This is a genomic window from Methylobacterium sp. A54F (genome assembly GCF_053346035.1).
On the sequence record NZ_JBKFBF010000005.1, the window covers coordinates 149265 to 173784 of the forward strand.

Annotated in this window: 17 protein-coding genes; 5 read left to right on the plus strand and 12 right to left on the minus strand. The window is 70.5% G+C overall.

The annotated features are described in order from the left end of the window. Positions 1 to 31: 31 nt before the first annotated feature. Both ACLBXP_RS10345 and purH read left to right on the plus strand, forming a co-directional pair. Positions 32 to 1786, plus strand: coding sequence for a heparinase II/III family protein (locus ACLBXP_RS10345; RefSeq protein ID WP_447667560.1), 1755 nt, complete (start codon positions 32 to 34; stop codon positions 1784 to 1786). Between the two features lie 120 nt (positions 1787 to 1906). After that, on the plus strand, positions 1907 to 3505 hold the full coding sequence (gene purH, locus ACLBXP_RS10350) for a bifunctional phosphoribosylaminoimidazolecarboxamide formyltransferase/IMP cyclohydrolase (RefSeq protein ID WP_447667561.1): 1599 nt from the start codon (positions 1907 to 1909) through the stop codon (positions 3503 to 3505). Between the two features lie 121 nt (positions 3506 to 3626). On the opposite strand, the gene ACLBXP_RS10355 is transcribed toward purH, so the two are convergent. The 5 genes from ACLBXP_RS10355 to ACLBXP_RS10375 all read right to left on the minus strand — a co-directional run bounded on the left by ACLBXP_RS10355 (position 3627) and on the right by ACLBXP_RS10375 (position 12873). Continuing rightward, entirely contained in the window at positions 3627 to 5363 is a 1737-nt protein-coding gene (locus ACLBXP_RS10355; protein WP_447667562.1) for an MFS transporter, read from the minus strand. 323 nt (positions 5364 to 5686) lie between these two features. Then, positions 5687 to 7366 (minus strand): cation acetate symporter, encoded by a 1680-nt coding sequence (locus tag ACLBXP_RS10360; RefSeq protein WP_447667563.1) that lies wholly within the window; start codon positions 7364 to 7366, stop codon positions 5687 to 5689. Next, positions 7363 to 7668 (minus strand): DUF485 domain-containing protein, encoded by a 306-nt coding sequence (locus ACLBXP_RS10365; protein ID WP_447667565.1) that lies wholly within the window; start codon positions 7666 to 7668, stop codon positions 7363 to 7365. The genes ACLBXP_RS10360 and ACLBXP_RS10365 overlap by 4 nt, the downstream gene beginning before the upstream one ends. A 115-nt stretch (positions 7669 to 7783) precedes the next feature. Further along, positions 7784 to 9733: an acetate--CoA ligase gene (gene acs, locus ACLBXP_RS10370; RefSeq protein WP_447667566.1), complete on the minus strand. Its 1950-nt coding sequence runs from the start codon at positions 9731 to 9733 to the stop codon at positions 7784 to 7786. A gap of 347 nt (positions 9734 to 10080) precedes the next feature. Further along, a complete protein-coding gene (locus ACLBXP_RS10375; RefSeq protein ID WP_447667568.1) occupies positions 10081 to 12873 on the minus strand; it encodes a sensor histidine kinase in 2793 nt (930 codons plus the stop codon). 247 nt (positions 12874 to 13120) lie between these two features. Here ACLBXP_RS10375 and ACLBXP_RS10380 point away from each other — a divergent pair, with 247 nt between their 5' ends. Both ACLBXP_RS10380 and ACLBXP_RS10385 read left to right on the plus strand, forming a co-directional pair. Continuing rightward, on the plus strand, positions 13121 to 13600 hold the full coding sequence (locus tag ACLBXP_RS10380; protein WP_447667569.1) for a phasin: 480 nt from the start codon (positions 13121 to 13123) through the stop codon (positions 13598 to 13600). Between the two features lie 146 nt (positions 13601 to 13746). Further along, positions 13747 to 14070, plus strand: a complete 324-nt coding sequence (locus tag ACLBXP_RS10385) for a hypothetical protein (protein ID WP_447667570.1) — start codon at positions 13747 to 13749, stop codon at positions 14068 to 14070. 88 nt (positions 14071 to 14158) lie between these two features. Here ACLBXP_RS10385 and ACLBXP_RS10390 read toward each other — a convergent pair whose 3' ends face one another. The 6 genes from ACLBXP_RS10390 to parE all read right to left on the minus strand — a co-directional run bounded on the left by ACLBXP_RS10390 (position 14159) and on the right by parE (position 21194). Further along, the gene (locus ACLBXP_RS10390) at positions 14159 to 14839 is read right to left on the minus strand and encodes a L,D-transpeptidase (RefSeq protein WP_447667571.1); all 681 of its coding nucleotides are present in this window, start codon (positions 14837 to 14839) and stop codon (positions 14159 to 14161) included. Between the two features lie 129 nt (positions 14840 to 14968). Beyond that, entirely contained in the window at positions 14969 to 15787 is an 819-nt protein-coding gene (locus ACLBXP_RS10395) for a transglutaminase-like domain-containing protein (protein ID WP_447667572.1), read from the minus strand. After that, positions 15784 to 16746 (minus strand): transglutaminase family protein, encoded by a 963-nt coding sequence (locus ACLBXP_RS10400; protein WP_447667573.1) that lies wholly within the window; start codon positions 16744 to 16746, stop codon positions 15784 to 15786. The genes ACLBXP_RS10395 and ACLBXP_RS10400 overlap by 4 nt, the downstream gene beginning before the upstream one ends. A 101-nt stretch (positions 16747 to 16847) precedes the next feature. After that, complete coding sequence (locus ACLBXP_RS10405) at positions 16848 to 17372, minus strand: response regulator (RefSeq protein ID WP_447667732.1); 525 nt, start codon at positions 17370 to 17372, stop codon at positions 16848 to 16850. A gap of 185 nt (positions 17373 to 17557) precedes the next feature. Beyond that, a complete protein-coding gene (locus ACLBXP_RS10410) occupies positions 17558 to 18703 on the minus strand; it encodes a transglycosylase SLT domain-containing protein (RefSeq protein ID WP_447667574.1) in 1146 nt (381 codons plus the stop codon). A gap of 433 nt (positions 18704 to 19136) precedes the next feature. Beyond that, on the minus strand, positions 19137 to 21194 hold the full coding sequence (gene parE, locus ACLBXP_RS10415) for a DNA topoisomerase IV subunit B (protein ID WP_447667575.1): 2058 nt from the start codon (positions 21192 to 21194) through the stop codon (positions 19137 to 19139). 310 nt (positions 21195 to 21504) lie between these two features. On the opposite strand from parE, the gene ACLBXP_RS10420 reads away from it, so the two are divergent. Next, the gene (locus ACLBXP_RS10420) at positions 21505 to 21690 is read left to right on the plus strand and encodes a hypothetical protein (protein WP_447667576.1); all 186 of its coding nucleotides are present in this window, start codon (positions 21505 to 21507) and stop codon (positions 21688 to 21690) included. A gap of 55 nt (positions 21691 to 21745) precedes the next feature. Here the strand turns inward: ACLBXP_RS10420 and topA are convergent, their stop codons facing one another. Continuing rightward, complete coding sequence (topA, locus tag ACLBXP_RS10425; protein ID WP_447667577.1) at positions 21746 to 24460, minus strand: type I DNA topoisomerase; 2715 nt, start codon at positions 24458 to 24460, stop codon at positions 21746 to 21748. Positions 24461 to 24520 lie beyond the last annotated feature (60 nt).

The following is a 24520-nucleotide window of genomic DNA, read 5'->3' on the forward strand; positions in this document are numbered from 1 at the left end:
GCGCCCGCGCGCCGCCGGGCGAGGAGACCGCGTGGCGTGGGGGCCTGACCGCTGGCGCTTGTACGGCCTGATCGGACGCGAGTTCGCCCGCGCGATCCGTGCCGCCAGCGCGCGCCTGAGCGCCCCGCCCGATATCCTCGCCCGCGTCCGGGTCACGGGCCTCGTCATCGCGCCCCACGACCTGCGCACCAGCGACGCCACCTTCGCGGACGATATCTACGCCGGCCTGTTCGTCTTCGCCGGACGCTCGCTGGCGGTCAGCGGACGCTCGCCCTTCGACTACACGCCCCCGAGTCCGGAATGGGCCGACGTGCTCTACGGGTTCGGCTGGCTGCGCCACCTGCGCGCCGCCGACACCGCACTCGCCCGCGCCAACGCCCGGGCCTTCGTGGCCGACTTCATGGCCGGGCGCGGCGACCCGGCGCTCGCGCGCCCCACACCGGTGGCGGCGCGGCGCCTCATCTCCTTCCTGTGCCAGTCACCCCTGGTGCTGGAGGGCGCAGACCGCGCCTTCTACCAGACCTTCCTGAAGGCGATCGCCCGCGGCGCGCAGCAGCTCGAGCGCGACCTGCGCCGCGGCATCCCCCCGCAGTGGCGGCTCAACGCGGCGGTGGCCCTCTGCTACGCGGGGCTGTGCTGCGAGGGCATCCAGCCAATCCTGCGGCGGGCCACGCGGGTGCTCAGCCGCGAGCTCGACCGGCAGATCCTGGCCGACGGGGGCCATCGCTCGCGCGATCCGCGCTACGCCATGGAGCTGCTGCTCGACTTGCTGCCCCTGCGCCAGAGCTACCTCAGCCGCAACGTCGAGCCGCCGGACGCGCTCCTGCGCGCCATCGACCGGATGCTGCCGCTGCTGCGGCTCCTGCGCCACGCCGACGCCTCGCTCAGCCACTTCAACGGCATGGGCGCCACCGCCGCCGACCATCTCGCCACGCTCCTTGTCTACGACGGAGCCCTCGCCCAGCCCCTGATGCACGCCCCGAACACCGGCTACGAGCGCCTGGAGCGCGGCCGGGTCGTCGTGGTGGCTGACGTCGGCCGGGCGCCGCCGCTGTCCTTCTCGCTGAACGCCGGGGCCGGCTGCCTGTCCTTCGAGATGTCCAGCGGCCCGCAGCGCATCGTCGTCAATTGCGGCCTGCCGGACAGCGGGCCGGAGCTGCGCCGGCTCGCCCGCACCACCGCGGCCCACTCGACCGCCTGCGTCGAGGCGGCCTCCTCCTGCCGCTTCCTGAAGGGCGGGTCGTGGTGGGGCGACCGGCTCGCCGGGGCGTGGCTCGAGACCCGCCTCGGGGCGGTGATCCTGCGAGGGCCCGGCGAGGTCCGGGCGGAACGCGCGGAGGATGGCGGCGCCCTGCTGCTCGCCGCGCGCCATGACGGCTACCAGCCGGATTTCGGCCTCGTGCACGAGCGCCGCTGGCACCTCGCGCCGGACGGTCGCCTGGAGGGAACGGACCGGCTCCTGCGCGAGCAAGCCGGAAAGCGCGGGACAAAGCGCTTCGGCAGGCGCCCGGCCAGCGTGGCGATCCGCTTCCACCTGCATCCCGCCATCGCGGTGCGCAGCGACGGCGAGGGGCTCGAACTCGCCGCGCCGCTCGGCGAGGTCTGGCGCTTCCGCGCCGAGGGCGCCGACGTGGCGATCGAGGAGAGCGTCTACTTCGCGGGCCTCACGGGGGCCCGGCGCACGGACCAGATCGTGCTCCACCTCACCGTCGCCGAGGAGGCCGAGGTGCGCTGGTCCTTCGACCGGGCCGCGATGGGCGCCCCGACGACGGCGCAGGCCGGCTGATACGGGCATCCGCCGGCTCCCCTGGCCCGGGGGCCCGCTTCCGTGCTACCGCGCCGCGACAGGCGGGCGCACCGCTCCGTTGGCGCCCAGGACGTTCACCGGACACCCAAGACTTCCACGATGTCGCAAGATCAGGTGCGGATCAGCCGCGCGCTCCTCTCCGTCTCCGACAAGGCGGGCCTCATCGACTTCGCCCGCGCGCTGAGCGCCCGCGGGATCGAGCTGGTCTCGACCGGCGGCACCCACCGGGCGCTGCGTGAGGCGGGCCTTGCCGTCGCCGAGGTCGCCGACCTCACGGGCTTTCCCGAGATGATGGACGGGCGCGTGAAGACCCTGCACCCGGCCGTGCACGGCGGCCTCCTGGCCGTCCGGGAGAACCCCGAGCATCAGGCCGCGCTCGCCGCCCACGGGATCGGGGCGATCGACCTCCTCGTCGTCAACCTCTACCCGTTCGAGGCGACGATCGCGGCGGGCCGCGCCTACGACGACTGCGTCGAGAACATCGACGTCGGCGGCCCGGCGATGATCCGCGCGGCCGCCAAGAACCACGCCGACGTCGCCGTCGTCACCGACGTCGCGGACTATGCCGCGGTCCTCGCGGCCCTGGAGGCGGCCGGCGGCACCCTCGACGCCGCGCTGCGTCGCCGCCTCGCCCAGAAGGCCTTCGCGCGCACCGCCGCCTACGACGCGGCCATCGCCAACTGGCTCGCGGGCGAGATCGGCCCCCAGGAGGCCGCTGCGTTCCGGACCTTCGGCGGCAGCCTCGCCCAGGGCCTGCGCTACGGCGAGAACCCCCATCAGGCGGCGGCGTTCTACCGCGCTCCGGGCCTCGTGCGGGCCGGCGTCGCGAGCGCCCGCCAGCTCCAGGGCAAGGAGCTATCCTACAACAACTTCAACGACACGGACGCGGCCTACGAATGCGTCGCCGAGTTCGATCCGGCCCGCACGGCGGCGGTGGCCATCATCAAGCACGCCAACCCCTGCGGCGTGGCCGAAGGGGAGACCCTGCTGGCGGCCTACGAGTCGGCGCTCAGCTGCGACCCGACCTCCGCCTTCGGCGGCATCGTGGCCCTCAACCGCCCCCTGGACGCTGAGGCGGCCCGGCGGATCGTGGAGATCTTCACCGAGGTGATCATCGCGCCGGACGCGAGCGAGGAGGCCGTCGCGATCGTCGCGGCCAAGAAGAACTTGCGCCTGCTCCTGGCGGGCGGCCTGCCGGATCCGCGCGCGCCTGGCGAGACGGTGCGCAGCCTCGCGGGCGGCCTCCTGGTGCAGGGCCGCGACGACGCCGTCGTCGACGACATGCCCCTGCGCGTCGTGACGCGGCGGGAGCCCAGCGTTGAGGAATACGCGGACCTGCGCTTCGCCTACAGGGTCGCCAAGCACGTCAAGTCGAACGCCATCGTCTACGCGAAGGGCGGAGCCACGGTCGGCATCGGTGCCGGCCAGATGTCGCGAGTCGATTCCTCCCGGATCGCCGCCTGGAAGGCCGCGGAGGGCGCCAAGCGCCTCGGGCTTTCCGAAAGCCTCGCGCGTGGCGCGGTGGTGGCGTCCGATGCCTTCTTCCCCTTCGCCGACGGTCTCCTCGCCGCGGCCGAGGCCGGCGCCACCGCCGTGATCCAGCCTGGCGGCTCCATGCGCGACGACGAGGTGATCCGCGCCGCCGACGAGGCGGGCCTCGCCATGGTCTTCACCGGCCACCGCCACTTCCGGCACTGAGCGGTTCGGCGCATCCGCCCCAACGGATCGAGCGGTCCCGGAACGCATAAGGGGCGCGAGCCCTGAAGCCCGCGCCCCCAGTCTTTCGGGCGCCCGCGTCTTGCGCGGGCGCTCGTCTTCGTTACGCGAGGATGTCGCGGTCCTTGGTCTCGGGGATGAAGATCAGCCCGACGACGAAGGTGAACAGCGCGATCACGATCGGGTACCAGAGGCCGTAGTAGATGTCGCCGGTCTGGGCCACCATCGCGAAGGCGGTGGCGGGCAGCAGGCCGCCGAACCAGCCGTTGCCGATGTGGTAGGGCAGGGACATCGAGGTGTAGCGGATCCGGGTCGGGAACAGCTCCACCAGCGCCGCCGCGATCGGGCCGTAGACCATCGTGACGTAGACCACGAGGATCGTCAGGATGCCGATCACCGCGAGCTTCTGGCTCGTGAAGACGTCGATCGGGTTCGCGGCCTTGATCACCGTCGGGTTGCTCGTGGCCGAGGGGTAGCCCGACTCGGTCAGAGCCGCCGGCACGGCCTTGGCGAAGGTCGGGTCGGCCACCGGGAAGTCCTTGCCGTTGACGCTCACCACGGTGGGCGAGCCAGCGGGCACCTCCTCGGTGCGGTAGCTCACCGCGGAGCGGGCGAGCAGCGCCTTGGCGATGTCGCACTCCTTGGTGAACTTGGCCGTACCGACCGGGTTGAACTGGAACGAGCACTCGGCCGTGTTCGTCTTCACCACCACCGGCACGTTCGCCTGCGCCGCGTAGAGCGCCGGGTTGGCGTTGGCGGTGAGCATGTTGAACAGCGGGAAGTAGGTGAGCGCCGCGATCAGGCAGCCGCCGAGGATGATCGGCTTGCGGCCGATCTTGTCGGACAGGCTGCCGAAGATCAGGAAGCCCGCGGTGCCGAGGACCAGCGACCAGGCGATGACCACGTTCGCCGTGAACTGGTCGACCTTCAGGATGCTCTGCAGGAAGAACAGCGCGTAGAACTGGCCGGTATACCAGACGACCGCCTGACCGGCCGTGAGGCCGAGCAGGGCGAGGAGCGCCCACTTGGCGTTCCGCCACTGGCCGAACGCCTCCGAGAGCGGCGCCTTGGAGTGGGTACCCTCGTCCTTCATCTTCTGGAAGGCCGGGCTCTCCTGCATCTGCAGCCGGATCCAGACCGAGATGGCGAGGAGCGCCACGGAGACGAGGAACGGGATGCGCCAGCCCCAGACCTGGAAGGCCGTGAGCGTCGAGGTGGTGCCGTCCGGGTTGGTCACCGTAGTGGCCGGGTAGGCGCTGTTCACGTAGCCTTGCGTCGACAGGATGATGATCAGCGAGAGCAGCAGGCCGAGCGTCGCGGTGGTCTGGATGAACGCCGTGTAGAAGCCGCGGCGTCCGGGAGGCGCATGCTCGGCCACGTAGACCGCCGCGCCGCCGTACTCGCCGCCCAGCGCCAGGCCCTGGAGCATACGCAGCGCGAGCAGCGTCACGGGCGCGATCCAGCCGACGCCGTAGGCATTCAGCGTGGTGTAGGAGGGCAGCAGGCCGACCGCGAAGGTCGAGATGCCCATGATCAGGATGGTGACGAGGAAGGTGTACTTGCGGCCGACCATGTCACCGAGCCGGCCGAACACCAGGGCTCCGAACGGGCGGACCAGGAAGCCCGCCGCGAAGGCGAGCAGGGCGAAGATGTTGCGGGTCGCTTCCGGGTAGGCGGAGAAGAACTGCGCCCCGATGATCGCCGCGAGGGAGCCGTACAGGTAGAAGTCGTACCACTCGAAGACCGTACCGAGCGAGGAGGCCAGGATGACCTTCTTCTCGCCGGCGGTCATGGGCCTCGCTGCATCGGCCCTTTGTGGAACAGTCGTTGCCACAGCCATAACGTCGTATCCTCCAGCCTGTCCTTGTTTCCGGTCTCCCTCACGGGATCCGGCTTGCAACGGCGCCCCCGCGCCGTCGATCCGCACTGCCCGATCCAGAAAAGCCGTCTGCCGGCAAGGCACTGGCCTGGATCACACCGTCGAACACGGCGACGTTACCGCACGTCTCAACCGGGCCCAACCGGTGGACGCCCTGAATTTACTACTCAGCAACAGCTCGTTTCGACTTTGTAACTCCGATCACGCGCCGGACTCTGAAAATGCAACGGGCGCGGCATGCGCCGCGCCCGTTGCATCCGTTGAGCGAGTTTCTCTGCGGTGCCTCAGTGCGCGTGGGCGCCCGCCGCTCCGATCCCGGTCTCCGAACGGACGTACTGCGCGTCGAAGGCGTCGCGCTCGCGGCGCGCGCGGGCAGTGTTGTCGAGCTTCGACACGATGAAGATCGTGGCGAAGGCCAACGGCATCGAGAACAGGGCCGGGTTGTCGTAGGGGAAGAGCGCTGCCGGATGCCCGAACGTCGTCACCCACACGGCCTTGGAGAGGACCACCATCGTCACCGCCGCGACGAGGCCGACGAGGCCGCCGAGCAGGGCGCCGAGGGTGGTGGTGCCCCGCCAGAGGATCGACATCGCGAGCACGGGGAAGTTGCAGCTCGCCGCCACCGAGAAGGCGAGGCCGACCATGAAGGCGACGTTCTGGTTCTCGAACACGTAGCCGAGGTAGATCGCCACGAGGCCGATCACCACCGCCGAGATCTTCGACAGGTTGACCTCGTGCGCCTCGGTGGTGCGCCCGCGGGCGATCACCTGGGCGTAAAGGTCGTGGCTGACCGCGGACGCCCCGGCCAGCGTCAGGCCTGCCACCACCGCGAGGATCGTCGCGAAGGCCACCGCCGAGATGAAGCCGAGGAAGTAAGGCCCTCCGACCGCGTTCGCGAGGTTCACGGCGACCATGTTGGTGCCGCCGATCATGTCCTTGAGCTTGTCGAAGGCACCGGCCGGGCCGAGCTTGAAGTAGCCCGGATCCGACATCAGCAGGGCGATGCCGCCGAAGCCGATGATGAAAGTGAGGATGTAGAAGTAGCCGATCAGGCCGGTGGCGTAGAACACCGACTTGCGGGCGGCCTGCGCGTCCGACACCGTGAAGAAGCGCATCAGGATGTGCGGCAGGCCAGCCGTGCCGAACATCAGGCCGACGCCGAGCGAGATCGCCTCGATCGGGTTCGACACGAGGCCGCCCGGCGCCATGATCGCGTCGCCCTTCGGATGCGTCGCGACCGCCGAGGCGAACAGCGCCTCGGGGCTGAAGCCGTACTTGTACAGGACCGCGCCCGCCATGAAGGTCGCGCCGCCGAGGAGCAGGCAGGCCTTGATCACCTGCACCCAGGTCGTCGCCTTCATGCCGCCGAAGGCCACGTAGACGATCATCAGCACGCCGACGATGATGACCGCGTAGAGGTAGGGCAGGCCGAACAGGAGCTGGATCAGCTTGCCGGCGCCGACCATCTGGGCGATCAGGTAGAAGGCCACCACGACGAGGGTGCCGGTCGCCGAGATGATGCGGATCGCGGTCTGGTCGAGCCGGAAGCTCGCCACGTCCGCGAAGGTGAACTTGCCGAGGTTGCGCAGGCGCTCGGCGATCAGGAACAGCACGATCGGCCAGCCGACCAGGAAGCCCGTGGAGTAGATCAGCCCGTCGAAGCCCGAGGTGTAGACGAGGCCCGAGATGCCGAGGAACGAGGCCGCCGACATGTAGTCGCCCGCGATGGCGAGCGAGTTGGTGCCGGCCGAGATGCCGCCGCCGGCCGCGTAGAAGTCGGAGGCCGACTTCGTGCCCTTGGCGGCCCGGTACGTGATGCCGAGGGTGAACAGCACGAAGAACAGGAACATGCCGATGGCCGGCCAGTTCGTGGCCTGCTGCTGAACGGCGCCGAGATCCGGCCCGGCCGCGTGCGCGGGCAGGGCGGCGAGGCCGAGGACGGCCGCGAGGACGAGGCGGCTCATTGCCCGACGCTCCGCTTCAGGTCGGCCGCGAGCGCGTCGTAGCGCGTGTTGGCCCGGGCCACGTAGATGCCGGTGAGGATGAAGGCGAACACGATGACGCCGACGCCGAGGAACAGGCCCAGCGAGGCCGTGCCGCCGACCTTGGTGGCCAGCAGCGCCTTGTCGAAGGCGATGAGGCCGATGAACCCGAAATAGACGAGCAGCATCAGCCCGGTGAGGATCCAGCCGAAGCGCGTCCGCTCGTGCACGAGCTGGCGGAACTCCGGGTTTCGAACGATTCTCTCGACGTCCAGCGTGGACATGGCACAGACTCCCGTATTGCCGGCAGCCTTCTGGCGGGCTCCGGTCGTTGAGGATCGACGTGGGTAGGGAAAACGGGCGACGGGCGCGCCTTCGCGCGCCCGTCGCGGCGGGTGCTCAGCGCGCCCGGTTCTGCCGGTTCTCGATCAGGTCGTCGACCACCGCCGGGTCGGCGAGCGTCGAGGTGTCGCCGAGGGAGGAGAACTCGTCCTCGGCGATCTTGCGCAGGATGCGGCGCATGATCTTGCCCGAGCGGGTCTTCGGCAGCCCCGGCGCGAACTGGATCAGGTCCGGCGAGGCGATCGGGCCGATGTCCTTGCGGACCCAGGTGACGAGCTCCTTGCGCAGCTCGTCCGAACCCTCCTCGCCCTCGTTGAGGGTGACGTAGGCGTAGATGCCCTGGCCCTTGAGGTTGTGGGGGTAGCCGACCACCGCGGCTTCGGCGACCTTCGGGTGCGCCACGAGGGAGGACTCGACCTCCGCCGTGCCCATGCGGTGACCGGAGACGTTGATGACGTCGTCCACGCGGCCGGTGATCCAGTAGTAGCCGTCCGCGTCCCGCCGGGCGCCGTCGCCGGTGAAGTACTTGCCCGGATAGGTCGAGAAGTACGTCTGTTCGAAGCGCTCGTGGTCGCCGTAGACCGTGCGCATCTGGCCCGGCCAGGAATCCGCGATGCAGAGGTTGCCCTCGCAGGCGCCATCGAGGACCTTGCCCTCGGCATCGACCATCTGCGGCTGCACGCCGAAGAACGGCCGGGTGGCCGAGCCGGGCTTCAGCGCGGTGGCGCCGGGCAGCGGGGTGATCAGGATCCCGCCGGTCTCGGTCTGCCACCAGGTGTCCACGATGGAACAGCGCTCGTCGCCGACGACCCGGTAGTACCACTCCCACGCTTCCGGGTTGATCGGCTCGCCGACGGAGCCGAGCACGCGCAGGCTCGCCCGGGAGGTCTTCTTCACCGGGCCCTCGCCGCCGCCCATCAGCGAGCGGATCGCGGTGGGGGCGGTGTAGAAGATGTTGACCTTGTGCTTGTCGACGACTTCCCAGAACCGGGCGTTCGACGGGTAGGTTGGGATGCCCTCGAACATCAGGGTCGTGGCGCCGTTCGCGAGCGGGCCGTAGACGATGTAGCTGTGGCCCGTCACCCAGCCGACATCGGCCGTGCACCAGTAGATGTCGCCCTCGCGGTAGTCGAACACGTACTGGTGGGTCATCGCGGCGTAGACGAGGTAGCCGCCGGTGGTGTGGACGACGCCCTTCGGCTGGCCCGTGGACCCCGAGGTGTAGAGGATGAAGAGGGGGTGCTCGGCCTCGACGGCCTCGGCCGGGCAATCGTCGGTCACCTGCTCGGCGGCCTCGTGGTAGTAGACGTCGCGGCCGGGCTCCATCGCGACCTGCGAGCCGGTGCGGCGCACCACCACGACGTGGTCGACCACGTCCTTGCCGAGCCGCTCGATCGCGGCGTCCACGTTGGCCTTGAGCGGAACCTTGCGGCCCCCGCGCAGGCCCTCGTCCGCGGTGATCACGAGCTTCGAGGCGCAGCCCTCGATGCGGCCGGCCAGCGAATCCGGCGAGAAGCCGCCGAACACGATGGAGTGGATGGCGCCGAGACGGGCGCAGGCCAGCATCGCGTAGGCGGCCTCGGGGATCATCGGCAGGTAGATGGTGACGCGATCCCCCTTGCCGACGCCGCGGTTGCGCAGGACGTTCGCCATGCGGCAGACCTGGGCGTGCAACTCGCGATAGGTGATGTGCTTCGACTCGTTCGGGTCGTCGCCCTCCCAGATGATCGCGGTCTGATCACCGCGGGTCTCCAGGTGACGGTCGACGCAATTGTACGAGACGTTGGTCTTGCCGTCCTCGAACCACTTGATCGAGACGTTGCCGGGCTCGAAGCTGGTGTCCTTGACGCGCTTGTAGGGCGTCATCCAGTCGATACGCTTGCCGTGCTCACCCCAGAACGCATCCGGATCGCTGACGGAGGCCTTGTACATTTCGAGATACTTGGCGTCGTCGACGTGCGCACCCTGGCGCCACGCGTCCTGAACCTCAACGATCCTGTCGCCCATCGCGTTCTTCCCTGTCCTTCGGCGTCCGATCGTATCGCGGTTAAGCCCGCGCAGCCGGATCTTCCAAACTTTTCTTAGACTCCGGCTCTCGGCCGCTGCAAGCGTCAGTCCCGACGTCTAAATCGGTTGGGCACAATGCAATTCGTGCTTGGATGCGGACGCGACACCTGTCAAGTCGACATGAGTCGGGCCGCCGCAAGCGTCGCCTCCGTGGCGCACCCAGCGCGAGATGCATCTGGAGCCGCTCGCGGCGGCGCCACGCCGTCGCTGCTGGGGACGCTGACAACGCCTTTGATTTGTCGCCTCCTGGTGGGACGGGCCGGCTCCGACCGCGGTCCCGCCTGGTCTCAGGCGCTCATCGCCAAGCGGGCCGGGAACAGGATCTCGACGAGCGTGCCCTCGCCCGGGCGGCTGGCGATGTGCAGCCCCCCCTGGTTCGCCTCGACGAGCGCCTTGGTGAGCGGCAGGCCGAGACCCGTCCCCCCGCCGCGCCGCGGCCCCGAAACCGTAACGTGCCGGAACGGCTCCAGGGCGGCCTCGATCTCCTCCGGGCTCATGCCAGTGCCGGTGTCGCGCACCCGCAGGGCGATCTCGCCCCGTTCGGCGAGGCCCGTCGATACGATGACCTGCCCGCCGGCCGGCGTGTACGCGACCGCGTTGCCGACGACGTTGAGGACGGCCTGCCGGAGAGAGCGCTCATCGCCCTCCAGCGGGGGCAGGTCCGGCGCGAAGCTCGTGCGCACCACGATCCGCCCGCGCGCGGCCTGGGGCTGAAGGAGCGCGACGCAGGCGCCGACGAGGTCGTTGAGCCGGAGCGCCGTGACCGTCCGGTCGAGCCCGCCCGCCTCGATGGTGGCCAGATCGAGGAGGTCGTTGACGAGACCGAGGACGTGCGTGCCGGAGGCGTGGATGTCCCGCAGGTAGTGCCGATAGCGGTCGTTGCCGACGGGTCCGAACTGCTCCTTCAGCATCACGTCGGTGAAGCCGAGGATGCCGTTCATCGGGGTTCGGATCTCGTGGCTCACCTTGGCGAGGAATTCCGTCGGCGCGATGCCGGCGGCCGCCTGAGCCCTTCCGGCGGAGGGCACGGCGAGCGGCTGGGCGGCGGGGAGCCGCGGCCGCAGTGTGGCGATGCGTTTGCCGTCCGCGTAGGGGCGGGCGACCTTCAGGTCGAGGGTGGTCGGGCCGCGACCGCCGATCGTCACCGGGCAGGCATCGCTGCCGGGCAGGTTCAGGCTCTGGCGCACGGCGTCCGCGCTCTCGGCCGCGAACAGGGCGACGAAACTGCCGCCCACCACCTCGCGGTCGTCGCAGCCGAACAGGAGGCTCGCCCGGAGGTTGAGGGCCACGACACGGCCGGCGCCGTCCACGGTCACGATCCCGTCCTCGACGGCATCGAGCGCCGCCCGGGCATCGGCCGAGTGCGCCTCACGAAAGGCCTGCGCGACCCGCTCCGCGGCGAGTTCCCGCGCCGCGTCGTCCGCCCGGATCTCGCGTAGGAGGAGGCACTCGGCGGGACCGCCCTGCCAGGGGACCGTCGCGTGCCGGATCTCGACGCTGCGGCTGGCACCGGTCCGGGTGGCGAGGGCCACCGGCACCGGCAGGATGCTCCAGGCCGGGACATCCGCCGGCTCCCCGGCCTCCGGCTCGCCGTGCCGGTGGGGCGCGAGCCCCTTGAACAAGCTGGTGACGCCGCCGGCCTCCGCCAGCGCGTCAAGGTCGGGAAAATCCGTCAGCGCGAGCAGGCGGGCATTGGCGTGGAGGACCGCGTCCCCGCGGTAGATCAGGATCGCCTCGGGCCATCCCGCAAGGAGAGCCGCGGCGTCGTCGGGCCGGGCCCCGCCGTTCGGAACGGACGCGGCGGCGTCGCCCGCGTCCTCCGGCCTGCGGGTTGCCGGGAAGGGCGTCACGGAGGCTTCCGGCCGCTCGGCCCCACCGTCGCGCGGCGCCTCCTCGTCGCCGGCGTAGCGCGCACCGAGCGCCCGGGCGATCTCCCGGAACGCGTCGTGCTCGGTCACCGACAGGGCAGGTTCGGAGGCAGGAACGGAGGGGGGGACCGGCGGCATCCAGGTTCCCGCCGAGCCGGTCGTGCGAGGCAGGGGGGGCGCCTCGGTCCAGGTCTTGCCGAACCGGGCGGCGGTGACGAGGGCGGCGAGCGACAGGGCGGCGAGCGCCGGCCCGGCCGATAGGGCGGGCTCCGGGGCCGCCTCCGGCCCGCCCGAGGTCGGCTCGGTCCCGAGGTCCTCGGTCGGCGGAGTTCCACCGTCCTCAGGGAGCGCGGGTGGCGTGGCTTCGGGCTCCGGGCCAGCCCGCTCGGTCGCGGTACCCGACACCGCGCGCACGAGGCCGAAGCCGCCATAGCCCGCGAAGGCCTGGACTGTCCGGGCGAGCGGCGCGCCGGACAGGTCGACATCGACAACCTGTCCGGCGTCGAGGAGGCGGACACCGACCGACCGGAGGGTGCGGCGCTCCGCGATCGCGCGAAGGAGCGCCTCCGCGGCCTGCAGGCGACCGGCCGCCGCGAGGCCGCTCCAGGACTGGCCGAGCAGGATGGGCGCGAGGGCCTCGGCGGAGCCGCCCGTGACCGCGATCAGGCGGTCCTCGACATCGCTGCGCCAGACGAAGCGATCACCGACGCGGGGCCTCGGACGGTCCCCCCGCGAAGGCTCGGGCGCGGCCGGCCCGGGCGACTCGGCGCCGAAACGCGACGGGCCCCGCGGCCGGAGCACCGGGAGCGCACCCGTGGGCGCGACGAGAAGAGCCGTCGTGCCGTCCGCGAGCGTGCCGCGGCAGAGCAGGGCGGTGACCGGGACGGCGAGGCGGCGGGCGTCGAGCCGCAGCCGGACGAGGCGCGGCCCTGCCTCGGGAAGTCCGGCCCGCAGGATCTGTCCGGGCAGGTCGATGGCCGCCGCGATGTGCCCATCAGCATCTGCGAGCGCCCGCGCGAGACCGGTCGCCCCGGGGCCGGCTTCCAGGATGGTCGCGCCCTGGGCATCGAGCACCAGCCAGGGTGCCGAGCGATCCTCGAGGATCGCGCCGAGGCGCGGATCAGCCATCCAGCCAGCCCGGGCCGGCTCGATCAGCGCGTCGTCCGTCCCTTGGTCCGTCCCCTGGTCCGTACCCGCCCCGTACCCGCTCATGCGCCTGGACCCGTCCCCACTCCTGCCGTCGTCCAACCCCCGACCCCGAAAAATGGGTCGGTTCGTCACCCATAGTGTAGGCTGAGTGCGCCGGAGCGCTGGACAGTTCAAGCGCGCGTCACACGTTTACGTCATGTCAACCTTAATGCCGGTCCCGGAACGGGGTCGGGGGCTGGCATCCGGTCGCAGATGTGTTATTGTGCAGCGCACTATCGCACTGCACCATACAGTTGGAGAGGAAACGCAAATGGCCAACACGCCCAATTACGAGATCCCCGGCGAGATGCGTGACTTTGCGGAGAAGAGTGTCGACCAGGCCCGCAAGGCCTTCGACAGCTTCATCGGCGCCGCCCGCCGCACTGCCGACACTGTCCAGGGCTCGGCCGAGCTCGCCCGCACCAACGCGCAGGACGTCTCCGCCCGCGGCTTCGAGTTCGCTGAGCAGAACGTGAACGCGGCCTTCGACCTCGCCCAGAAGATCGTCCGCTCCCGCGACATGCAGGAGGCCATGCAGCACCAGGCCGAGTTCGTGCGCAGCCAGTTCGCCGCCATCCAGGCCCAGGCCAAGGAGTTCGGCGGGCTCGCGCAGACCGCGATGCAGCAGGGCGCCGAGCGCGCGAAGTCCGCGATGCAGGAAGGTGCCGATAACGCACGCCGGGCGATGGAGCAGGGCACCGATGCCGCCCGCCAGACCGTCCACGACGCCGAGAAGGCCGCCAACAGCTGAGGCCATCCCGCAGCTCCGGCGTCAGTCGGCACTGCTTGAGCAAGGAGAGGCCCGCACCGCCGACCAGGCGGGGCGGGCCGTCTCGTTTTCGCCCCCGTTCTCCGCGTAAGCCCGGGCCCGCACAGGCATCCGCGAAAGGACGAACCATGCGACCCCTTCACCGCCTCGGCCTCGCCGCGGCGATACTTGCCGGGATGTTCGGAGCCCAGGGCGCGAGCGCCCAGTACTACGGCGAGGACGAGTACGAGCGCCCCCCGCGGCGCCCGGCCTACGAGGATCGGGCCGTCCGTCCGCCGCCGCGCCGCGCGGTCGGCCTCAACTGCGACGCCATCCAGCAGGGCATCAGCGGTCCCCAGCCCTATTCGTGTCCGCTGCCCGGGCCGCGGCCCCTCGGCGCTCGCTGCTTCTGCGACATGCCGGTGGTCTCGTTCAGCCCGCCTCAGACGGCGGTCGGGCGGATCGTTCCCTGAGGCCCCGAGGGGCGTCCCTCAAGCCGAACGCAGGCGGGCCGCGCCGTCCGAAGACGACGCGGCCCGCGTCCTGCGCCTCGCCGAGGCTTCAGTTCAGGACGACGACCTTGGCGCCGACCTTCACGCGCTCGTAGAGGTCGGTGACGTCGTCGTTGGTCATCCGGATGCAGCCCGAGGACACCGCCTGGCCGATCGTGTCCGGCTCGTTGGAGCCGTGGATGCGGTACTCGGTGTTGCCGATGTACATGGCGCGGGCGCCGAGGGGATTCTCGATGCCGCCGGCCATGTAGCGCGGCAGATCGGGGCGGCGGGCGATCATCGCGGCCGGCGGCGTCCACGAGGGCCACTCGCGCTTGGCGGTGACGGTCTTGACGCCCGACCAGGTGAAGCCCGGCCGGCCGACGCCGACGCCGTAGCGGATCGCCTCGCCGTTCGGCAGTACGTAGTAGAGCCGGCGCTCGGCCGTCACCACCACGATCGTGCCGGGCTTGTAGGCACCGTCGAACCGCACGAGCTCGCGCGGGATCGGCTGAACCTGCGCCTGGGGTGCCGCCTGCACGCCCTGGCCGTAGCCCGGGGCGTAGGCGCCCTGCTGGCCGTAGGCGTCGCGGCTCTGCGTGCCCTGGTAGCCGTAGGGCTGGTAGGGCTCCGAATAGTAGTCGTCGGCATCGCCGCCGAAGGGGTCGTAGGACGAGGCGGCCTTCGCGGGCGCCGCGGCAAGCACGCAGACGCCGAGGAGAGCTGCGATTGCGCTGACGGTGGTCTTCATGGTGGAGCCTACCTGTGCAGTAACCTTTGCCATTACAAGCGTAAGCGTGGCTTTCAGGTTCCACCCGCCGTGGAAGAATTTGAAGCGCGGATGAATGCGCAGTCTCGGACGTAGGCAATGCCGACCTGGCTAGGCGACCTCGTCGGTATGGACCGCGAACCGTGCGAGGTGCGCGTAGCCGAAGTTGGTGGTGATCGCGACGTCGGTGGCGTCCCGGCCCCGGGCCATGACGATGCGGCCGATGCGGGGCACGTTGTGGCGCGCGTCGAACGTGTACCAGCGCGGACCCTCGGGGCCTTCCAGGAAGGCATCGAACCAGGCCGAGAAGTCCATCGGGGCCGGGTCCTTCGGGACGCCGATGTCGCCCAGATAGCCGGTGCAGTAGCGGGCCGGGATGTTCATGCAGCGGCAGAACGCGACCGCGAGGTGCGCGAAGTCGCGGCAGACACCTTCCCGCTGCATGAAGCCGTCATGCGCCGTGCGCGTCGCGTCGGCGCGCATGTAGTCGAAGCGGATGCGCTCGTGCACGTAGTCCACGATGGCCTGCACCCGGCTCCAGCCCTCGGGCGCGGTGCCGAACAGCGACCAGGCGGTGGCCGAGAGCTTGTCGGTGTCGCAGTAGCGGGAGCCGAGGAGGTAGACGAGCACGTCGTCGGGAAGGTCCTGCACGGGGATCTGCCGGGCCCCCGGCTCCACCGCGTCCGGATCCCCGGAATCCTGCACGGTGAAGTCGGCCGACAGGGTGAGGCGACCGGGCGGCGTGACGATGCGGGTGCAGGTGTTGGCGAACGTGTCCCGATAGGTTTGGCTCGGGATCGGCGGGTCGAAGCGGATCTCGTCGGGGGTCAGGACGTCGGGCAGGCGGGAGGGGTGGACGCTGAGCATCAGGATCATCGGTGTCGGCTGAGCCGATTCGAAGGTGATGTCGAAGCCCGTCCTGATCTTCATGGTCTGCCACCCGCCTTCGCATCCGCCGGAGGATCGGCCCGGCCATCCTCGCCCGGAGCAGGGATCGTGCCCGGCTGGACCTCGCGCACCTCCACGCTGATGCTCATCCCGAGGTCGTCGTGCGGGAACCCGAAGAAGGAGCCGTGCAGCGGCACCGCCTGCCGGGGGTCCCGGGCCACCGCGACGCGGATCAGGTCGCGATTGCCGACGATGCCGTTCGTCGGGTCGAACTCGACCCAGCCCGCGCCGGGAAGGTAGACCTGCAGCCACGCATGGGTCGAGCCGGCGCCCCGGTGTCCGTCGACGTGGCGCTCGCGGTCCCCGCGGGGATTGTAGAGGTAGCCGGATACGAAGCGCGCCGCCATGCCGAGCGCCCGCACGCCCTCCATCATCAGCACCGCGAAGTCGCGGCAGCTGCCGCGCTTCAGCTTCAGCGTCGTCACCGGATCCTGCACGCCCTTCTCGCTGCGGGCGAGATACGTGAAGTTCCGCCGCACGCTGCGGGTCATCGCGGCGAGCAGGTCCTGCGTCGGGATCCGACCCTCGGCGGGCACGAAGCCGCGCGCCCAGGCGTCGACCTCGTGATAGGGGTCCGGATACTGCCGTTCGATCGACCGGATGAGGTCCGGCATGTCCTCCGCCCCGTAACCGAAGGGGTAATGCGTCGCGTGGGGCGCCAGGGGGAAGACCGGCGCGTGGTCCGGCTGGTGATCCAGCGTGATGCTGCAGGTGAAGGTCAGGGCCTGCGCCCGTCCCGAGAAGGTCGCCACCGCCACGCAGTTGCCGAACACGTCGAACAGCCAGCGCACCGCCTCCGGTGCCGGGTCGATCTCCAGCGACGCCTCGATCAGGCGCTGGTCGTAGCTGTCCCGCGGGCGGAACATGATCCGGTGCTCGCCGAAGGCGACGGGCTGCCGGTAACGATAGGTTGTGACGTGGCGGACGGCGAGAATCGGCACGGCATGTCGCAATCGGCTTCGCGCGGCGTCGGGGCGAGGGGCCGCATCACGGCTCCGCCCTCCGCCGTGGAGCGCGTAGCAAGCTGCGGGCCGTCGCGGCCTCAGCGCAGGGGTGGCGGCAGTTCGGTCGTGGCGCGCTCGGCCTGGACCAACACGTCGAAGGGGCGCCAGGGCTTCGGGATGAAGACCGCCTGCGGCGGAATCTGCGGGCGGCCCGAATAGCAGCCCGAGGTGATCACGAGGCGGGCCCTAGGCCACAGGGTCGCGACCGCGTGGGCCAGCTGCAGGCCGTCCATCTCGCCGGCAAGGCGCACGTCGGCGAATACGAGCGCCACCTCGCCGCCCCGGGCTTGGAGCACCGTGAGCGCGGATTCGGCGCTGTCGCAGCCGATCACCGACAGCTCGGTCTCCTCGAGGAGCGTCTCGGCGAGCGCGCGCACGGACGGATCATCCTCGACCACGAGGGCGAGGCGCGCCTGCGCGTCGGGTCCGGCATCCGCCTCGGCCCGGTCGGCGGGTCCCTGCCGCACCTGCCGCACCAGGGCCGCGAGGTGCTCGGGCACGCCCTCGGCCACCAGGCTGTCGTAGAACGAGGCGAGGGTCTGACCGATCTGATCCAGCGGAATGCCGGGCGTCAGGGTCTCGACGGCGCGCGGGACGCGTCCATCGGGGCCGTCGCGCTTCGGTGTGCTCACGTGGATCCCCCCGTCAACGGTGTCGGCGGCGGATGTCGCCAAACGAGGAGAAAAGTCGGCAACCGTCCGTCAGTTGCGCCGCAGCCGGCAATTCGCCGCGGAGCGGCGGCCACCCCTCACTCTGTCGCGGTATCCGCGGAGGCCACGAGGCCGGAGACCGCGCGCACGTCCCGGTAACGGGCGCCGCGTGCACTCATCATGGCCTCGAACTTCTCGTGAACCTGCGCCACGGACAGGCTCGCCGCCTTGCGCCGGCCGCGGCCCGCCGCGAAGAAGATGGAGCGGTTGGCCCGGGCCGGCCCCGGCAGCAGCTGGGCGGCGGCGGCCTTCGGCTTGTCCACCACCTTGGCGAGGAACGACTCGGCGTCGTCCGGCCCAAGGAAGTGCGCCAGGTAGACCTCGCCGAGGGACAGCTCGCGCCCGATCCGCAGAGCGATGCGGGCGGCATCGCGCTTCAGCATCTCGCCGGCCATCAGCGCGGACAGGTAGGGGTCGCGGCGCAGCTCCAGGATCCGGGCGCGCTCGGCGGGGTCGGTCACACTCGGGCGGTCGTTGGCATCCGGAACCACGAGGGCGGCCTCCTGGGCGAGGCCGTACTTTGGGCCGAAATCGCGCACCACGCCGAGCCAGGTGCGCTCGATGAACTGATAGAGGCCGGTCGCCGAGGAGGTCTTCGCCTGGACCGCCGTGATGAAGCTCGACTCCTTGTCCGCCACGGCCATCAGCAGGACGGGGTCGGTCTGCACACTCTGCGCAGCGCGCACGATGGTCTGGACGATGTGGCGGCGGATCTTCATCGGCCCGAACTCGAGGATGTCGTTCGGGTCGCCGACGGCGCTCTCGGAGAGCAGGAAGTCGTAGGAGACGCGGTCGACGGCGTTGGAGCCGAGCTCCGTGTCGAGGTCATGCACGGGCGCGAAGGCCGACGAGGCCGTCAGCACCGTCGGTGCCGGAGCCGGAATCGTCGCGGACACGGCCTGGAGGCGCGGGCGCGGCATGGTGATCTCGGTGGCCGCATGAGCGGCCGGCACGGCCTGCTCCAGGCCGATCCGCCCGAGTTCCGCCCCGGAGCCGATGAGCACGGCGCTCAACCCGCCGGCGAGCAGCGTCATGGACAGGATCGAGCGGGTGAGGGCGGGGCGGCTGCCGTGGTCGCGCCCGACCAGGGCGGAGACGGTGATCGCATCGGGCGGAACGGCAGGGCCGGCACCGAAGCGTGCCTTGGTGGAAGCGATCCGAGACGTCCCGACCCGAGCCTGCATCTGGCCTTGTACCCTGTTTGCACAACCGCGCGGCGATTCTGGCCGCAGCCCCGATGTGGCTTGACAGATGTGGCGACAACACGGCCGCGCTTGCGGCCGTCCCGAGGCATTTCGCGGCGGAATCGGGGCTCGGCGCCCCAGGCCCGGACGCAAAGCATCGGAAAGTTGAAATGCAAGTCCATCTGAAGCGCGCTGAAGTAGAACTGAGAATAAATCGGCGCACGCGCTTCGTCGCGGACGCGCGGGTCCGCGTCCGTATTACGGGGCATCACGGCGGACGATGCAGGCGAGGAGCCACCCCTCCCGGTGGCTTGGCCCTCGACGCCCCACCGGGTCACGTCGAGGGCGAACTGGGCTCCGCTCAGGCAATCGCGCGGGCCTGCCGGCCCGCCCCGGAGGAGGTATCCGGCAGAGAAGCCAGGGGCCAAGCGCCTCAGATGTCGAGTTGCGCGCCGTCCGCGAACGTGGCGCGCTCTGAGATGAAGGCGAACCGCGCCTCCGGCTTGTTGCCCATCAGGCGCTCCACGGCGTCGCCCGTGGATTCGCGCGCCTCGTCGAGCACCGCGACCCGGAGCAGCGTGCGCTTCTTCGGGTCCATCGTGGTTTCCTTCAGCTGCGCCGGCATCATCTCGCCGAGGCCCTTGAAGCGGCCGATCTCGACCTTGCCGTTTTTGAAGGTGGTCCGGATGAGCTGGTCCTTGTGGGCGTCGTCCCGGGCATAGGCCGTCTTGGTGCCCTGCTGCAGCCGGTAGAGCGGCGGCATCGCGAGGTAGAGATGGCCCTTGTCGATGAGCTTGGGCATCTGCCGGTAGAAGAAGGTGATCAGCAGCGAGGCGATGTGGGCGCCGTCCACGTCGGCGTCCGTCATGATGATCACCTTGTCGTAGCGCAGGTCCTCCGCGCGGTACTGATGGCCCGTGCCGCAGCCGAGGGCCTGGGTCAGGTCCGAGATGAGCTGGTTCGCGCCGAGTTTGTCCCGGCTTGCCGATGCGACGTTCAGGATCTTGCCGCGCAGCGGGAGGATTGCCTGGGTGGCGCGGTCGCGGGCCTGCTTGGCGGAGCCGCCGGCCGAGTCGCCCTCGACGATGAAGATCTCGGAGCCCGCCGTGCCGGCGGCCGAGCAGTCGGCGAGCTTGCCGGGCAGGCGCAGCTTGCGGGTGGCGGTCTTGCGCGCGACCTCCTTCTCCTGGCGGCGGCGCAGGCGCTCCTCCGCCCGGTCGATCACCCAGTCGAGGAGCTTCGCGGCCTGCGTCGGCGAATCCGCGAGCCAGTGGTCGAAGGCGTCCCGGACCGTCGTCTCGACGATGCGGGAGGCCTCGACGGTGGCGAGCTTGTCCTTGGTCTGGCCCTGGAACTCCGGCTCGCGGATGAACACCGAGAGCATCGAGGCGCAGGTCGCCATGACGTCGTCGGTGGTCACCGCCGTCATGCGCTTGGCCTGGTTCACGCGCTCGGCGTGCTCGCGCAGGCCCCGCAGCAGCGCGACGCGCAGGCCGGATTCATGCGTGCCGCCCTCGGGCGTCGGGATGGTGTTGCAGTAGGAGGACGAGACGCCGTCCTCCGTGACCATCCAGGCGACGGCCCATTCGAGGGAGCCGTGGGAGCCCGGCCGCGTCACCTTGCCGGAGAAGATCGCGTCGGTGACGAGCTCCTTCCCGTCGATGTCGCGGGCGAGGTAGTCACGCAGGCCGCCCGGGAAGCGGTGAACGGCCTCCGGGGGCACGTCGTCGAGCCCTTCGAGCAGGCTCGGCGCGCAGCGCCAGCGGATCTCGACCCCGCCGAACAGGTAGGCCTTCGAGCGCGCCATCTTGAACAGGCGGCGCGGATCGAATTTCAGCGCTCCGAAGATCTCGGCATCGGGGTGGAAGCGCACGCGGGTGCCGCGACGGTTCTGGACCCGCCCGACCGTCTCCAACCCGCCCTGTGCGTGGCCGCGGGAAAAGCTCTGGCGATAGAGGGTCTGGTTGCGGGCGACCTCGACCTCAAGGACGTCCGACAGGGCGTTGACCACCGAGATGCCGACGCCGTGCAGGCCGCCGCTGGTCTCGTAGACCTTGGAGTCGAACTTGCCGCCCGCGTGCAGCGTCGTCATGATCACTTCGAGGGCGGACTTCCCCGGAAACTTCGGGTGCGGGTCGACCGGGATGCCACGGCCGTTGTCCGTGACCACGAGGGCGCCGGTCTCCTCCAGCTCCACCTCGATGAAGCTCGCGTGGCCCGCCACCGCCTCGTCCATGGAATTGTCGATCACCTCGGCGAAGAGGTGGTGGAGCGCCCGCTCGTCGGTGCCGCCGATATACATGCCGGGCCGGCGCCGCACCGGCTCAAGCCCCTCGAGGACCTCGATGGTGGAGGCATCGTAGCCGGCCTCTGCCGCCTCGGGAGCCGGCAGGGGTTGCACGGCCACCGGGCGCCGCCGCTCGCTCGCCGGCAGCCCAGCGCCGGCGGCCTTTGCGCCCGGCCCGAACAAGTCGCGTGCGGGATCGCTCACGCGCACTCTCCCGGGCTTCGAATCGCGTCTCGCACCATGAGCCTTCATGCGCTCCTTGTACCGGAACAAACCGGAAACATCAAAGCGGTCCCGCACGGATCCGCCCTGCGGTGCACGATCGCATGCGCGGGCGCCGCCCACCAAACCCGGGGACCGAATGGCGGATGCGCCCGTGTCATCGGAGTGATGCGCAAGCGTGGTTAAGATCCCGTCTCGCGGTGCGGATACGCCGAAAGGTGACGGAACCGAAACCTCGGAAGGGCATTATCTTGCCGAAGCTGAGCCGTAACGCCAACCGGAGCCCCAGCCGATGAGCACCGCCGCGATCGAAGCGCGCCGCCTCACCCTCGCTCGCCTGGAGCGCGCCGCCGGCGAGGTGTTCGGCTGTCCGCAGGAGGCCGCGCCCGCGCCACGGGTCTCGGTGCTGACGCCGACGATCGTGGCCCTGGCGGCCCTCGCCACAGCGATCGCGGCGGCTGTCAGCTACCTCGTCTGATCCTCTCGCATTATCGTTCCAGCCTTCGGCCCGGCGCTGTCCGGACCGAATCGCCTCACTCCGCCGCCTTCTTGGGGGCCCGCTTGGCCGCCGGCCTCGCGGCCGCCTTGGCTCCGGCCTTCGCCGCCGGCTTCCGCTTCGGTGCCGATTCATCGCCGCCCGCAGCCTTTCGCGGCGCGGCCTTACGGGCGGGAGCCTTGCGGCCCCGCGCGGGCGTCTTACCGCCGCCCGCGGCGCGGCGCGCGTTCACGAGGCCGATCGCCTCCTCGAGGGTCAGCGCGTCGCCCACGACGGTCTTCGGCAGCGTGGCGTTGACCTCGCCATCGGTAACGTAGGCCCCGTAGCGCCCGGCCTTCACGGTCAGCGCCCGCCCGGAAGCCGGGTCCGTGCCGACCACCCGGCCCGGATCGCCAGCCGGGCGGCCGCGGCCGCCGCCCTGCTCTTTGGCCACGATGAGGTCGATGGCCCGGTTGCCGCCGATCTCAAGGACGTCGTCGTCCTTTCCGAGGTTCGCGTAAGTCTTCCCGTGCTGCACGTAGGGCCCGAAGCGCCCGAGATTGGCGAGGATCGGCTCACCGGTCTCGGGGTGCCGGGCGACCTCGCGGGGCAGAGCGAGCAGGCGCAGGGCGATCTCCAGATCGACCGATCCGGGGGAGAGCCCCTTGGGCAGCGAGGAACGCTTGGGCTTCTCGGCGCCCTTCTCGGTGGAGGCCTCGCCGAGCTGCAGGAAGGGACCGAAGCGGCCGTCCCGCAGGGTCACGGGCAGACCCGTGGCGGGGTCGTTGCCGAGCACCCGCGTGCCGGGCTGCCCGCCCTCGGCCGACGTTCCGTCGCCCTCGCCCTCGACGCCCGAGGCCGCGAGCTGGCGGGTGTACTTGCACTCCGGGTAGTTCGAGCAGCCGACGAAGGCCCCGAACTTGCCGAGCTTCAGGGAGAGCGTACCCGAGCCGCAGGTCGGGCAGGCGCGCGGGTTCGACCCGTCCGCCCGCTCTGGGAAGATGTGTGCGCCCAGGAGGTCGTTCAGTGCGTCGAGGACCTCGGCGACCCGCAGTTCCTTGGTGCCGCCGACCGCCGCGGAAAAATCGCGCCAGAAATCGCGCAGCACCTCGCGCCAGTCGATCTCGGCATTCGAGACGCGGTCGAGCTGACCCTCCAGCGCGGCGGTGAAGTCGTACTCGACGTAGCGCTTGAAAAAGCTTTCCAGGAAGCCGGTGACGAGCCGGCCCTTGTCCTCCGGGACGAGCCGCTTCTTGTCGATCTTGACGTATTCGCGGTCGCGCAGCGTCTGCAGGATCGCCGCGTAGGTGGAGGGGCGGCCGATGCCGAGCTCCTCCATGCGCTTCACGAGGCTCGCCTCGGAGTACCGCGGCGGCGGCTCGGTGAAGTGCTGGGTCGCGGCGATGCGCTCGCGCCGGAGCGCATCGCCGGCCTTCATCGCGGGAAGGCGCCGGCCCTCCTCGTCCTCCTCGTCGTCCTTGCCCTCCTGGTAGAGGGTCAGGAACCCGTCGAACTTCACCACCTGCCCGGTGGCACGCAGGTCGATCGTGCGGGGCCCGACCTTGGCGGTTACCTCGACGGTGGTGCGCTCGAGCTCGGCCGATTCCATCTGGCTCGCCACGGTGCGGGTCCAGATCAGCTCGTAGAGCCGGGCCTGCTCCGCATCGAGGTGGCGGGCGATCTGCTTCGGGAGCCGGCCCATCTCGGTGGGACGCACGGCCTCGTGGGCCTCCTGCGCGTTCTTCGCCTTCACGCTGTACTTGCGCGGAGCGTCCGGAACGTAGGCGTCGCCGAACTCGCGCCCGATCACCTGGCGGGCGTCGAGGATCGCCTCCGGGGCCATGTCGACGCCGTCGGTACGCATGTAGGTGATGATGCCGACCGTCTCGCCGCCGATATCGACGCCCTCGTAGAGCTTCTGCGCGACCCGCATGGTCTGGGCGGGCGCCATCCCGAGCTTGCGGGAGGCCTCCTGCTGCAGGGTCGAGGTGGTGAAGGGGGGCTGCGGGTGGCGCTTGGCGGGCTTCGCCTCGACGCTGGCCACGCCGAAGGTGGCGAGTTCGAGATCCCGCTTGAACGCGGTCGCGGCCTCGCCCGTGCCGACGTCGAGGCGCTGGATGCGCTTGCCGTCCGCGCCGACGAGGCGCGCCTCGAATACGCCGCCGCCCTCCGTGGCGAGGGTCGCGATGATCGACCAGTACTCGCGCGGCTTGAAGGTCTCAATCTCGTACTCGCGCTCGCAGACGAGGCGCAGCGCCACGGACTGCACGCGGCCGGCCGACCTTGCACCGGGGAGCTTGCGCCACAGCACCGGCGAGAGGTTGAAGCCCACGAGATAGTCGAGGGCCCGGCGCGCCAGGTAGGCATCGACCAGCGCCTGATCGATCTGCCGCGGCTGGCGCATGGCGGTCTCGACCGAGGCCTTGGTGATGGCGTTGAAGGTCACCCGCTCGATCGGGATGCCCTTGAGCGCCTTGCGGGCGGCGAGCGCCTCGACGACGTGCCAGGAGATCGCCTCGCCCTCGCGATCCGGGTCGGTGGCGAGAATCAGCTTCTCGGCGCCCTTGACGGCCTTCGCGATCTCCGCGACGCGCTTCGAGCCGCGCTCCTCCAGCTCCCAGATCATGCGGAAATCGGAGTCCGGGTCCACGGACCCGTCCTTGGCCGGAAGGTCACGGATGTGTCCGAAGGAGGCAATCACCTCGTAGTCGTGACCAAGGTACTTGTTGATGGTCTTGGCTTTGGCCGGCGACTCGACGACGACGACTTTCATGTACGGAACAGCCTCTCGACAGAGCCCACCGCAGCCGGGGTCAGATGCAATGCTCGGATG

Excerpts from the sequence above, each read along its gene's own strand:
- ACLBXP_RS10395 (WP_447667572.1), bottom strand. The coding sequence starts at position 15,787 with ATGAAGATCAGGACGGGCTTCGACATCACCTTCGAATCGGCTCAGCCG.
- ACLBXP_RS10420 (WP_447667576.1), top strand. The coding sequence starts at position 21,505 with ATGAGCACCGCCGCGATCGAAGCGCGCCGCCTCACCCTCGCTCGCCTG.
- topA (WP_447667577.1), bottom strand. The coding sequence starts at position 24,460 with ATGAAAGTCGTCGTCGTCGAGTCGCCGGCCAAAGCCAAGACCATCAAC.
- ACLBXP_RS10355 (WP_447667562.1), bottom strand. The coding sequence starts at position 5,363 with ATGGCTGTGGCAACGACTGTTCCACAAAGGGCCGATGCAGCGAGGCCC.
- ACLBXP_RS10360 (WP_447667563.1), bottom strand. The coding sequence starts at position 7,366 with ATGAGCCGCCTCGTCCTCGCGGCCGTCCTCGGCCTCGCCGCCCTGCCC.
- ACLBXP_RS10385 (WP_447667570.1), top strand. The coding sequence starts at position 13,747 with ATGCGACCCCTTCACCGCCTCGGCCTCGCCGCGGCGATACTTGCCGGG.
- acs (WP_447667566.1), bottom strand. The coding sequence starts at position 9,733 with ATGGGCGACAGGATCGTTGAGGTTCAGGACGCGTGGCGCCAGGGTGCG.
- purH (WP_447667561.1), top strand. The coding sequence starts at position 1,907 with ATGTCGCAAGATCAGGTGCGGATCAGCCGCGCGCTCCTCTCCGTCTCC.
- ACLBXP_RS10380 (WP_447667569.1), top strand. The coding sequence starts at position 13,121 with ATGGCCAACACGCCCAATTACGAGATCCCCGGCGAGATGCGTGACTTT.
- ACLBXP_RS10365 (WP_447667565.1), bottom strand. The coding sequence starts at position 7,668 with ATGTCCACGCTGGACGTCGAGAGAATCGTTCGAAACCCGGAGTTCCGC.
- ACLBXP_RS10375 (WP_447667568.1), bottom strand. The coding sequence starts at position 12,873 with ATGAGCGGGTACGGGGCGGGTACGGACCAGGGGACGGACCAAGGGACG.
- ACLBXP_RS10410 (WP_447667574.1), bottom strand. The coding sequence starts at position 18,703 with ATGCAGGCTCGGGTCGGGACGTCTCGGATCGCTTCCACCAAGGCACGC.
- ACLBXP_RS10390 (WP_447667571.1), bottom strand. The coding sequence starts at position 14,839 with ATGAAGACCACCGTCAGCGCAATCGCAGCTCTCCTCGGCGTCTGCGTG.